This window comes from Pseudomonas sp. S32 (assembly GCF_016648095.1).
Lineage (GTDB): Bacteria > Pseudomonadota > Gammaproteobacteria > Pseudomonadales > Pseudomonadaceae > Aquipseudomonas > Aquipseudomonas parafulva.
This window is the reverse complement of sequence record NZ_JACVVF010000005.1, coordinates 64,997-77,130: the sequence shown is the minus strand read 5'-3', so window position 1 is coordinate 77,130 and position 12,134 is coordinate 64,997. Positions and strand designations below refer to the sequence as shown.

Annotated in this window: 7 protein-coding genes; 1 reads left to right on the top strand and 6 read right to left on the bottom strand. The window is 63.3% G+C overall.

The annotated features are described in order from the left end of the window. Positions 1-10: 10 nt before the first annotated feature. Positions 11-817: a CSS-motif domain-containing protein gene (locus tag IAE38_RS04405; RefSeq protein ID WP_201161668.1), complete on the bottom strand. Its 807-nt coding sequence runs from the start codon at positions 815-817 to the stop codon at positions 11-13. 308 nt (positions 818-1,125) lie between these two features. Between IAE38_RS04405 and IAE38_RS04400 the strand changes: the two genes are divergently transcribed. After that, complete coding sequence (locus IAE38_RS04400) at positions 1,126-3,189, top strand: ATP-binding protein (RefSeq protein ID WP_442968260.1); 2,064 nt, start codon at positions 1,126-1,128, stop codon at positions 3,187-3,189. Positions 3,190-3,195: 6 nt separating this feature from the next. On the opposite strand, the gene IAE38_RS04395 is transcribed toward IAE38_RS04400, so the two are convergent. From IAE38_RS04395 to mexE, 5 genes are all read right to left on the bottom strand, one after another. Next, on the bottom strand, positions 3,196-4,812 hold the full coding sequence (locus IAE38_RS04395; RefSeq protein ID WP_201216167.1) for a response regulator: 1,617 nt from the start codon (positions 4,810-4,812) through the stop codon (positions 3,196-3,198). A gap of 78 nt (positions 4,813-4,890) precedes the next feature. Next, a complete protein-coding gene (locus IAE38_RS04390; protein WP_201216165.1) occupies positions 4,891-5,946 on the bottom strand; it encodes a HEAT repeat domain-containing protein in 1,056 nt (351 codons plus the stop codon). 281 nt (positions 5,947-6,227) lie between these two features. Beyond that, positions 6,228-7,643, bottom strand: a complete 1,416-nt coding sequence (locus IAE38_RS04385; protein ID WP_201216161.1) for an efflux transporter outer membrane subunit — start codon at positions 7,641-7,643, stop codon at positions 6,228-6,230. After that, entirely contained in the window at positions 7,640-10,819 is a 3,180-nt protein-coding gene (locus IAE38_RS04380; RefSeq protein WP_201161673.1) for an efflux RND transporter permease subunit, read from the bottom strand. Before IAE38_RS04380 ends, IAE38_RS04385 begins: the two co-directional genes overlap by 4 nt. 12 nt (positions 10,820-10,831) lie before the next feature. Then, positions 10,832-12,073 (bottom strand): multidrug efflux RND transporter periplasmic adaptor subunit MexE, encoded by a 1,242-nt coding sequence (gene mexE, locus IAE38_RS04375; protein ID WP_201161674.1) that lies wholly within the window; start codon positions 12,071-12,073, stop codon positions 10,832-10,834. Positions 12,074-12,134: the final 61 nt, after the last annotated feature.

The following is a 12,134-nucleotide window of genomic DNA, read 5'->3' as shown; positions in this document are numbered from 1 at the left end:
GGCTGGGCGCTTAGTGGTGGCCCTCCGGGGCTTCCAGCGTTCTGCTCCGAACCCGTCCAAGCGCGAAGTAAATCACTGCGCCGGTCATGAGCCCAACCAGCATCAGCGAGGGCAGAATGTTGAGCATCGATTCGCGGATCTCGCGCGCGGTGTAGCCCGCTGCGTAGCCCCCGACAACCCGGTACTCGTACTGGGCCGAATCAGCCTGACGGTTGAACTCGCTGAGCGATGGGCGCATGCCGCTCAGGCTGTCGCCATTGCTCCACAGGTAATGCTCATTGAAATCCAGCATCAGCGTCAGGCCGTCCTGAAACGCGCTCAATTCCGTTCGCAGTTGGGTGGTATAAACCGTGGCGACCACGCCATGGCGACCCTGGGGCAGGTACAGGTTCACCAAAAGGTGGTCATTGCGATCCTGCAACGTACTCGAAAGCGTCACCAGCCGCCCAGGTGAGGCGAGGGTAGAAAGTACACTGAGTGGATCGGACGTGGTACTGCAGTAGGCCTGGCCATCACTGACCAGTGTCAGTGACCTCAGCATGGACCGGCTGGCAACTTGGTCCAGCAACGCCTCTTTGACCTGTTCGCAGGTTTGCCCGGCCAGTGGAAGGGCCCTTGCCGCTACCTCATGCACGCGGTCCAGTGCCTGGTCAACGCTGAAAACCGCCTCTTGCACGGAGATGGCGGCATTCTCCGCAAGTTTTACCTCTACCTGGTAGATCATCACCAACAGGCCCGAAAAAACAGGCACCAGGCCTACGGCCATCAACAGCACCAGTTCCAGCATGCTGCGCCCGGCGTTCATGATTCTGTGCATGGTGAGGTGGGCCCCCGGCCTGTTGCTGATCGACATGAGCAGCCAAACGTCGAGCCTAAGTGTTCATGGGCGTACAGGCTGTAGGGCAGCCGCCTACAGCCTAGGGGAAAGCGGTGAGTGTTCGGTTGTGATCTACCCCTGGTGCGTGCGTCAATTCTTGCGGGTGCTGTGCGCGGGCCGGCAGCAGGATCACAGCCTTTGGGGGAGGGTGGGGCCACGCTGTGCTAACGTCAGTACTGCAGGCAAACGAGCCCTTGCGCGCGCTTGGCGCCGTGGACGCCTTCGGCCCACCCAGTGGAGTGGTGACAGTGGTTGCAAAAGACAAGCTGCGGGCGGCTGCGGCGAACCCGGTACAGCAGGCTCAGCGCGCTGCCGCGGCTGCTCTGGCACAGGTGTCGATCACTCAGTTCGACTGGTCGCGCACATCTCTGGGGCCACTCCCACGCTGGTCGGCGTCGCTGCGCATTGCAGTGGACATGGCGCATTTGTCCCCGTTTCCCTGTGCAGTGGTGTGGGGGCCAGACATGACGGTTGTCCCCAACAATGGCTACTGCGCCCTGAGGCCAACCGTTGACGCCCAGGGCAAGGCGTTCGACGCGGTGTGGGCTGAGGTGTGGGACGCCGTAGGCCCTTGGGTATTCGACGTACTCAACGGGCGCAGCAGCTTTGTCGAAGACCCGCCCGTGCGCATCAACTGTGGGGAATGTGCCGAACAAACCTGGTGCACGTTCGGGTACACACCCTTGCATGATGAGCGCGGCGAGGTTGCTGGCTTTTTGCATACGGTGGTCGAAACCACGGCCAGCATCGAAGCGCGCGATCACTGGCGCAGGCTTGCAGAGGGTTTTGAGCGCGATATCCAGCGCCACGCGGCCGAGCGCGAACAGATATGGCAACTGTCGCACGATGCCATGATGACCCTGACCCCTGATCTCAAATTGCATGGCGCCAACCCTACCTGGTTCCGCATCCTCGGCTGGGCCCAGGAACACGTGCAGGGCATGCCGATCCTGGAGTTGGTTCACCCAGCCGACCGCGCCGAGGTGCAGCTGGCAGTGGACGGCCTGCTTCAGCACAGGCATGCGGACCAGGTGGAGACCCGCCTGCGCCACTGCGATGGCCACTATCACTGGTTTACCTGGCGCGCGCGTTTCGAGGCAGGCTTGATGACCGTGGTGGGGCAGGACATTACCGAGCACCACGAACTCGCCATGCGCCAATCCGAAGCTTTGTTACGCAATAACGAACGCATGGAGGTGGTCGGCCAGTTGGCGGGTGGCATGGGTAATGAAATGAACAACCTGCTGGCAGGTATCGGCGGTAGCCTCGAACTGTTGCAGAGCCGGCTGAACGAGAGACGCCTTGAGCGGGTAGACGACTACGTCAGGGTGGCGCGTGATTCGGTGCAGCGTGCAATGGAGTTGACCCACCGCCTGCTGGCCTTCTCCCGCGAGCGGCCGCTGGCCCCCAAACCCATTTATTTCAACCGCCAATTGCGCCAGAGTGAACCGCTGCTGGCGAGCACCCTGGGCGCGGAGATAGGCCTGAAATGGCAGCTGGATGTTGCACTGTGGGCGGTGAATGTTGACGTTCCCCAATTCGAAAACGCCTTGATCAACCTCTGTGCCAATGCGCGTGAAGCCTGCCTCGGCCGTGGCAGCGTTACGGTGCGTACCGTCAATGAGCGGCTGACGGCGTGGTTCCCCGACGAAACCGGGGTGCCACCTGGTGATTACGTGGCGTTGCACATCGAGGACACCGGGCACGGCATGCCGGCGCGAGATGTGGCCAGGGCTTTCGAGCCGTTTTTCACCACCAAGCCCATGGGACGTGGGTCTGGGCTCGGTTTGTCCATGGTGTACGGTTTTGTCCGTCAATCCGGAGGGTATGCCTGGATCGAGTCATCGGTGAACGAGGGCACCAAGGTTTGCATGCTGTTCCCGCGGAGTCTGCATGCCATTGCTCAGGAGCAACCGCATCTGGGCCGGTCGGTGAGCCGGGCCAGCGGCGAGCGGGTACTGCTTGTCGATGATGAACTGAACCTGCGTGCAGTGATGCGCGAGTACCTGACCGAGCGTGGTTTCGACGTGACGGACGTGCCCGACGCGAATACGGCACTGGAGCGGTTTCATCAGGGCGACGTGTTTGACCTGGTGATCACCGATATCGGTTTGCCTGGCGGCTTCAGTGGCAGGCAGGTGGCCAAGGCGATACGGATGGAGCTGCCACAGCAGAAAATCCTGTTTATCACCGGCTACGCCCAACAGCAGGTCGAGCCGGAGTTTCTCGAGCAGCCAGGCACGGCACTGATGAACAAACCGTTCATGCTGGCTGAACTCGCCGATAAGGCCCTCGGCATGCTTGATACCTGAGGGTGCTCAGGGCCTTCCGAGAATCTGTATCACGTAGGCTTGCAGCTGTTGCAACTCGAAGGGCTTGCCAATCAGGTGCATGCCTGGGCCCAGAAACCCTTCACGAGCCATTGCCGTTTCTGCATAGCCTGTGATGAACAGCACGGGCAGTTGCGGGTCCATACTACGCGCGATCTCCGCCAGCTGCCGGCCGTTCATGCCGGGCAAACCTACATCGGTGATCAACAGGTCCACGGGTTCCCCCGAGCGCAAGCGGCTCAGCCCCTCAGCGGCGTTGCCGGCGGTGCAGCAGGAGAACCCTTCGTCCTCGAGCGCCTGGCATAACAGCTGGCGAACATCCGGGTCATCTTCGACCACCAGCACGTGGTGACCGCCGCTAGGTTGCAGTGTCTGCGCCGATTCTGCATGGCCAGGATCACGCTCAAGGTAGCGGGGCAGGTAGAGGCCTACCTCGGTACCGTGCCCAACCCGGCTGCGCAGCGTTGCGTGGCCATGGGACTGCTTGCTGAAGCCATATACCATTGATAGACCCAGCCCAATGCCCTGGCCGATGGCCTTGGTACTGAAAAACGGCTCGAAGGCATGTTCCAACGTGCTTTGGGCCATACCCTGGCCATCGTCGATGATGCGAAGGTGAACATAGTCGCCCGCGCTGAGGGTGCCGGCAGGAAACTGACCGGCCTGGACATGCTGGTTGGTCGCCTCGATGCGCAGCCGGCCACCACTGGGCATGGCCTCACAGGCGTTGAGCAGCAGATTGTCGAGGGCTTCCTGCAACTGCTGGCCATCCACTTCGACCGGCCAAAGGTCGTCGGGTACATCGGTGAACAGCGTCACAGCTGGCGGCGTGCTCACATTTCGGGGCTGATGCTGGAGCATGGCGTGCAAATCAACACGCTGGCTGTGCAAGGACTGCCGCGAAGAAAATGCCAGCAGACGGTGGGTAAGGCGGGCCGCGCGCGTTACCGCGTCGCGGCCCATCTGCACCACACCGCCCAGGCCTTCACGGCGATCTTGCTTCAAGCGGCGGTCAATCAGCTCGAAACTTCCGCCTATGCTGGTGAGCAGGTTGTTGAAATCATGGGCGACGCCGCCTGCCAGTTGGCCGATGGCTTCCATCTTGCGCGCCTGATGGCGCGCGAAGTCGCTGCCAGATGTGGCCTCGGGTGCAAGTGCATCCTGGGTGTCGAGCCGCAGCTGCAAGGCGCGTAATTGGTCCCGCGCGCTGTACTGCTTTTTGCGGTGACGTAACGCAGACTGCGTGATGTGCAGCAGTTGGGCTGCTGCAAAGGGCGAAATCAGCGGGATCAGGTTGCCCGTAGGATGGTTGGGTTGCCCGCCCAACGACGCCTGGTTCTCTAGCATCAGGACGATTGGCAGGTCTGACCAGCACGGTTGTTCATCAATGAATGCTTGCAGCGGCAGGCAAGGCCCCTGCACAAACGCCTGCTCGGCAATGATTGCCAAGCCAGCCCCTTCAGCCAGGCAGGCGTGCAAATTCGCCAGGTCCACTGCGCACAGGCTGTCGATACCGGCCGAGGCGAGCAAGCGTGAAGTTTCCGCAGCCACAGGCTGGGGTGCCAGTATCAAGGCACGATGGTCTAGCGCCGGTGTACTGGCCAAGATGGCTCTCCTGAAATGGCAGCCCGATATGCTCTCGACCTTGTGCCAGAGGGAGGGTTCAACAAAACAGTCGGATTGCTATAGCCCTTGTTGCAAGAACGGGTCGTCAGGGTTCTGCCGCTCCAGCTCGGCCAGTAACACCTGCACATTTTGCAATTGCCCTGACTCTTTCCAGTACTTGATCAGCAGCAGGCGGGCGCGGCGGTTGGCCGGCTCACGGGTGAGTACGGCCTCCAGTTGCTTCTGCGCCGCATCATGTTGCTCCAGGTCATGCAGCGTCACGGCGAGTGTGTAGCGGTAGTCGGCATCGTCCGCATCCAGCTCCACGGCGCGGGACAGGGCCAGCAGGGCGTATTCGCGTTGCTCGTGACGGATCAGCCAGAGGCCAAGCTCGTGCTGCAGGAAGGCTGAGTCAGGCCTCAGGGCCAATGCCTTACCCAGCACCTGGCGTGAGGCGTCGTGCTGCCCTTGCCGTTCCAGCAGGCGGACTTGGGTAGCCAGGGCGTCGAGGTCATCGGGGGCGGCGGCCAGCGCGCGGTCGATGGCTTTGCCCGCCTGGGCGTAGTCGGCCTCATGCAGGTAAAGCCGTGCCAGGTGTACCTGGGCATCGACATCTTCCGGTTGTTGCTCCAGTACCTGCTGGTATTGCGCCACGGCCTTTTGCAACGGGCCGAAGTACAGGCCAATGGCATCCGGGTCGAGGCCTACCAACGCATCCACTGCAGCGAAGCGGACGCTTTGATCGCCGTCCTCCAGCAGCGGGCCAAGCACCAGGCTACGCTGTGCGGCGGGCAACAGCCGGCGGATACCCGCGATGGCTGCCCGCCGTACCATCGGCTCTTCATGCTCCAGGTCTGTGCGGGCGAGTTTCAGCGCCTGCGGCGATGGATAATTGGGCAGCTCGGTATAGAGTGCGGCGCGGCGGATGGGCTGCAGGTCGTCCCGTTGCAGTTGCTGATACAGCACACGTGCCGCCCCCGGTTGCCCGTCATGGGCCTGGCGCAGGGCTTTCACATAGCTGTGAGCCGGCAGCGAGGGTTGCGCAGGCTTCACGTCGCGCCACAGGTAGCCAAACGAAGCCACCACCACGATCAGCAGCAGCAGGGCGATCAGGTAGCGGTTGCGTCTGGGCATCGGACGGTCCGTAGCGGCGGAAGGGCAGAGCTTGGGCCAGCAGATTGGGAAATGCAACCGCGTCCCGAGAACAGGAGCCATTGGCATTGGGTGCGCACGCAACACTGTAGGAGCGAGCGCAGCTCGCGATGCGCCGCGCAAGCGGCGCTCAATCAAATCGCCGCAGACTCCGTTGCAACGACCACTCATGGCACACCCAGCAAAAAAAGCCCCGCTGGCACAAGCCGGCGGGGCAAACGCTGGCTGGACGAGCCAACCAAAGGAGCCTTGGAAAAGGGACCTCAGTGCGCGCGGGCAAGCGTTTCAGGTTGCCAGCCGCCACCCAGGGCCTTGTAGATGGCGACAATGCCGCGGTACAGGTCGACTTCACCCAGCGCCTGGGCATCTTCGGCGCTCAGCCGTTCGCGCTCGGCATCGAGCAAGACCAGGTAGTCCACCGTGCCTTCGCGGTAACGGATCGAGGCCAGTTCCGCAGCCTTGCGGCTGGCGTCGCTCTGACGCATCAGCGACAGCAGCCGCTGCTGGGTCTTGTCGTAATCGCTGAAGGCGTTGGCCGACTCTTCAAGGGCCAGCAACACCTGTTGCTCATAGTTGGCCAAAGCACCCTCGGCGTCGGCCTTGGCACCCCGCAGCCGCGCACGCACGCTGCCCAGGTCGAACGCGGCCCAGGTGATGCTCGGCCCAAGCGCCCAGGCGTTGGCCGCCGACGAGCCGATCTGCGAGCCCCGGGCCGCGGTGAACCCCAGGAACCCGCTGAGGCTGACCCGCGGGAACAGGTCGGCGGTGGCAACGCCCACGTTGGCCGTGGCAGCGGCCAACTGGCGCTCGGCACTGCGGATATCCGGGCGCCGGCGCAGCAACTCGCCGGGGTCGCCCACCGGCAGGGCCTTGGCGATGGCAGGCAGCGCCTTGGGCGCCAGGTCGACGCTGAGCGCTTCGGGGCGTTGCCCGAGCAGCGTGGCAATGCGGTGCCGTGCCCGGGCCTGTTGCGTCTGCAGTTGCGGTACGCTGGCTTCCACACCGGCCAGGCGGGCATCGGCACGCACCACATCCAGCTCGTTGCCCACCCCCGCATCGCGCAGGGTTTCGGTGATGGTGCGTGATTGCTGCTGCGTCTTGAGGTTGGCCAAGGCGATCTTTTCGCGCAATTGTGCCCCGCGCAACTGGCCGTAGGCATCCACCAGCTCGGCAATCAGGCTGACCTGCAACTGTTGCAGGTCTGCGGCTGCCGCCGCCTCCTGCGCCTGGCTGGCTTCTATCTGACGCTGGATGCGGCCGAACAGGTCAAGTTCCCACGCCATGTCCAGGCCCAGGTCATAGCGCTCGGTGTTGACCCGGCGCTCCGTCTGGCCTGGCACCTGGCCTTTGCCAATCTCACTGCTGGCGCGGCTGGTGACCACGGGGAAGGGGTCGTTCTCGGCGTCCTCACGGATCGAACGCGCAGCCTTCAGCCGAGCAAAGGCTACCCGCAAGTCGCGGTTGCCCTGCAACGAAGCCTGAACCAGCTGGTTCAGCACCGGGTCGTCGAACTGCTTCCACCACAGGGTTTCGAAGCGGCTGCGGTCATAGCCCTGGGCCTGGCTGTCACCCGCCAATTGCGCAGGGGCAGTGGCCGGGGCTTTGTAGTCCGGCCCCACGGCGCAGGCTGCCAGGGCCAATGCCAGCAGGCTTGGGGTCAAGGGTTTGAGCAGGTTCATGCGTGGCTCTCCAGCGAAGGCGCGTGCTGGGCCTTGCGGGCCTGGCGACGTTCGACGAAACGGCGGATCAGGAAGAAGAACACCGGGGTGAGGAACAGGCCGAACACCGTCACGCCGATCATCCCCGAGAACACTGCCACACCCATGGCATGGCGCATTTCCGAGCCGGCCCCGGAGCTGAACACCAGCGGCACCACACCCATGATGAAGGCGATCGATGTCATCAGGATCGGGCGCAGGCGCAGGCGGCATGCTTCGAGCACGGCTGCCAGCGGGTCGAGGCCCTTGGCCTGTTCGTCCTTGGCGAACTCGACGATCAGGATGGCGTTCTTGCAGGCAAGGCCCACCAGTACGATCAGGCCGATCTGGGTGAAGATGTTGTTGTCACCGCCCGACACGATCACCCCGGTGATGGCCGACAGCAGCGTCATGGGCACGATCAGGATCACCGCCAACGGCAGGCTCCAGCTCTCGTACTGGGCGGCAAGCACCAGGAAGGCCAGCAGCACGCACAGCGGGAACACAAACAACGCCGTATTGCCCGACAGGATTTGTTGGTAGGTAAGGTCGGTCCATTCGTAGGTCATGCCGTTGGGCAGTTCCTGCTTGAGCAGTTTTTCGATGGCCGCCTCGGCTTGGCCCGAGCTGTAGCCGGGGGCTGCTGCGCCATTGATCTCGGCGGTGATGAAACCGTTGTAATGCATCACCCGATCAGGCCCGGATGTGTCGCTGACCTTGAGGAACGTGGCCAGCGGGATCATTTCGCCCAGGTTGTTGCGCACCTTAAGCTGGCCGATCTGCTCCGCATCCAGGCGGAACTGCTGTTCAGCCTGGACGTTCACCTGGTAGGTGCGCCCGAAGCGGTTGAAGTCGTTGGTGTACAGCGAGCCCAGATACACCTGCAGGGTGTCGAAGATATCGGTGATCGCCACGCCATGGGTCTTGGCTTTTTCCCGGTCGATGGCCGCGTCCACCTGAGGCACATTCACCTGGTAGCTGGTGAACAAGCCCGCCAGCTCTGGCACGTCGTGGCTCTTGGCGATGATGTTCTGGGTTTCTTTATACAGTGCTTCATAACCCAGGTTGCCGCGGTCTTCGATCTGCAGGCGGAAACCGCCGATGGTGCCCAGGCCTTGTACTGGTGGTGGCGGGAAAATGGCGATGTAGGCGTCCTGGATGTCGGCGAACTGGGCGTTCAGCGCGGCAGCAATGGCTGCAGCCGACTGGCTCGGGTCCTTGCGCTGGTCAAAGGGCTTGAGCGGCGTGAACACGATGCCGCTGTTCGGGCTGTTGGTGAAACCGTTGATCGACAGGCCAGGGAAGGCCACCGAGTCGGCCACGCCGGGTTGCTTGAGGGCGATTTCGCTCATGCGTTTGATGACCGCTTCGGTGCGGTCCAGGCTGGCGGCGTCCGGCAGTTGGGCGAAGGCCACCAGGTACTGCTTGTCCTGGGCGGGCACGAAACCCGTCGGGGTCGACGAGAAGCCCAGGTAGGTCAGGCCCATCAGCCCGGCATACACGAACAGTGCAATGCCGCTGGAGCGGATGACCCGGCGCACGCCGCCCACATAGCGGTGGCTGGCACGGTCGAAGAAGCGGTTGAACGGCGCGAACAGCCAGCTGCCCAGCAACCTGTCGAGCAGGCGCGAGAAGCGGTCCCTGGGCGCATGGTGTTCCTTTAGCAGTACCGCGGCCAGGGCCGGTGACAGGGTCAGGGAGTTGAACGCCGAGATCACGGTGGAAATGGCGATGGTGAGCGCAAACTGTTTGTAGAACTGCCCGGTGAGGCCAGAAATGAACGCGGCAGGCACGAACACTGCGCACAGCACCAGCGCGGTGGCGATGATCGGGCCGGTGACCTCGCTCATGGCTTTCTGGGTGGCCTCCAGCGGTTTCAGGCCCAGGCCGATGTTGCGCTCGACGTTCTCCACCACGACGATGGCGTCATCCACCACGATACCGATCGCCAGTACCAGGCCGAACAGGGACAACGCGTTGAGCGAAAACCCGAACAGGTGCATGACGGCAAACGTACCAATCAGCGAAACCGGTACCGCCAGCAGTGGGATGATCGAGGCGCGCCAGGTCTGCAGGAACAGGATCACCACCAGTACCACCAGTACCAGCGCTTCGAACAGGGTGTGCACCACCGCCTCGATGGAGCCGCGGACGAAGACGGTTGGGTCGTAGACGATGCTGTAGTCCATGCCCTCGGGGAAGTCTTTTTTCAGTTCGGCCATCTTCGCCCGTACCTCGTCCGAGATGTCGATGGCATTGGAGCCTGGGCGCTGGAAGATCGGGATGGCGACCGCCGGCTGGTTGTTCAGCAGCGAGCGAAGGGCGTACTGGCTGGAACCGAGCTCCACCCGGGCGATGTCCTTCAGGCGCGTGATTTCGCCGTCCGCGCCAGCGCGGATGATGATGTTCTCGAACTCTTCTTCGTTGACCAGCCGGCCCTGGGTGTTGATCGACAGCTGGAAGCTGGTGGAGCCCGGTGCGGGCGGTGCTCCCAGCTGGCCTGCCGCCACCTGACGGTTCTGCTCACGGATCGCGGCCACCACGTCGCTGGCGGTCAGGTTGCGCGAGGCGGTCTTGTTCGGGTCAAGCCAGACGCGCAGTGAGTAGTCACCCATGCCGAACAGCTGCACGTCGCCCACACCGCCCAGGCGCGCCAGTTCGTCCTTGATGTTGAGGATGGCGTAGTTGGACAGGTACAGCATGTCGTAGCGGTTGTCCGGTGAGGTCAGGTGCACCACCATGGTCAGGTCCGGGGACGCCTTGTCCACGGTAATACCGATGCGGGTCACTTCTTCTGGCAGCTTGGGCTGGGTGCGGGTCACGCGGTTCTGCACTTGCACCTGAGCGTTGTCCAGGTCGGTGCCCAAGGCGAAAGTGATGGTCAGCGTCAGCTTGCCATCGGCGGTGGACTGGGAAGACATGTACAGCATGTTCTCCACCCCGGTGATAGCCTGCTCCAGCGGCGCCGCGACGGTTTCGCCGATGACCTTGGGGTTGGCACCGGGGAAGTTGGCGCGCACCACCACCGTGGGCGGCACCACTTCGGGGTATTCGCTGATCGGCAGCTGGAACAGTGAAATCGAGCCGGCAATCAGCAGTACCAGCGACAGCACCGCGGCGAAGATAGGCCGGGTGATGAAGAATTTTGAGAAGTTCATCGGTGTGTTCCCTTAACCGCGCGGCGCTTGGGCACTGGCAGCTTTAGCGTTATTGCCTGCCACCTTGGGCGCGGGGTTGCTGGCTTCCAGTGCCTGGCGCTGCTGGGCGAGTGCAGCCAGCGTCTGTTCGCTGGCCATCGGCGTCTCCTCTGGCGTTACCTGGGAGCCCGGGCGTACGCGTTGCAGGCCCTTGACCACGATGCGGTCATCCTTGCCCAGGCCACTGCGCACGATGCGCAGCCCTTCGAGCTTGGGCCCCAGTTCGACGGCGCGGTACGCTGCCTTGTTGTCCTTGTCCATGACCAGCACGAACTTCTTGCCAAGGTCGGTACCCACGGCTTCATCGTTGATCAGCACAGCATCGTACTGGGCACTGCCCACCAGCTTGAGCCGGGCGTACAGCCCCGGGGTGAAGCCGCCGGCCTTGTTGTCGAACACCGCGCGGCCACGGATGGTGCCGGTGCGCGGGTTGACCTGGTTGTCGACGAAGTTCATCTGGCCCAGGTGTGGGTTGCCGTTCTCGTTGGTCAGCCCCAGGTACACCGGCGTGGTCTGACCGCGCTGGCCGTCGCGGGCCAGCTGGGTGTACTTGAGGTAGACGCGCTCGTCGGCATCGAAGTAGGCGTACACCTTGTCGGTCGAAACCACACTGGTGAGCGGTGTGACATCGGCGGTAACGATGTTGCCGGCGGTGAATTCAGCGCGGCTGACCCGGCCACTGATGGGCGCGGTCACGCGGGTGAAGCTGAGGTTGAGGCGGGCCAGGTCGAGCTGCGCCTGGATCGCGTCGACCCCGGCACGTGCCTCGGCGGCCGCGCTGCTGCGCGACTCGGCCAACTCCGCAGAGATGGCATTGCTGTCACGCAGCCGTTCGCCGCGGCGGGCTTCGTTGGCACTGCGAATGGCGGTGGCCTTGGCCTGTTGAACCTGGGCTTCCAGGCGCCGTACTTCGGCCTGGAACGGCCGTGGGTCGATCTGGAACAGCAGGTCGCCCTTGCGTACCTGGGCGCCTTCGGTGAACGCCACTTGGTCGATCTGGCCCGATACCCGTGGGCGTATTTCGACGGTTTCCGGCGCTTCCAGGCGCCCGGTGAACTCATCCCACTCGTTGATCGGCTGTTCGATCACCTTGGCGACGGTGACCTTCGGCGCAGCCGGAGCCTGCGCGGTGTCGGGGGTACGACCGCACGCGCTGACCACCACGACTGCCAGGGCAGTGAGGGGCAAGCGCAGGGATTTGAGTGATGGTTCCATGGAGAACTCCGCCAACCTATTAGTAATGGGCGGAGTGTGAGTGTGTTGCACGTAGGGCACG

Coding starts and splice junctions, on each gene's coding strand:
- IAE38_RS04390 (WP_201216165.1), bottom strand. CDS start 5,946: ATGCCCAGACGCAACCGCTACCTGATCGCCCTGCTGCTGCTGATCGTG.
- mexE (WP_201161674.1), bottom strand. CDS start 12,073: ATGGAACCATCACTCAAATCCCTGCGCTTGCCCCTCACTGCCCTGGCA.
- IAE38_RS04385 (WP_201216161.1), bottom strand. CDS start 7,643: ATGAACCTGCTCAAACCCTTGACCCCAAGCCTGCTGGCATTGGCCCTG.
- IAE38_RS04405 (WP_201161668.1), bottom strand. CDS start 817: ATGCACAGAATCATGAACGCCGGGCGCAGCATGCTGGAACTGGTGCTG.
- IAE38_RS04380 (WP_201161673.1), bottom strand. CDS start 10,819: ATGAACTTCTCAAAATTCTTCATCACCCGGCCTATCTTCGCCGCGGTG.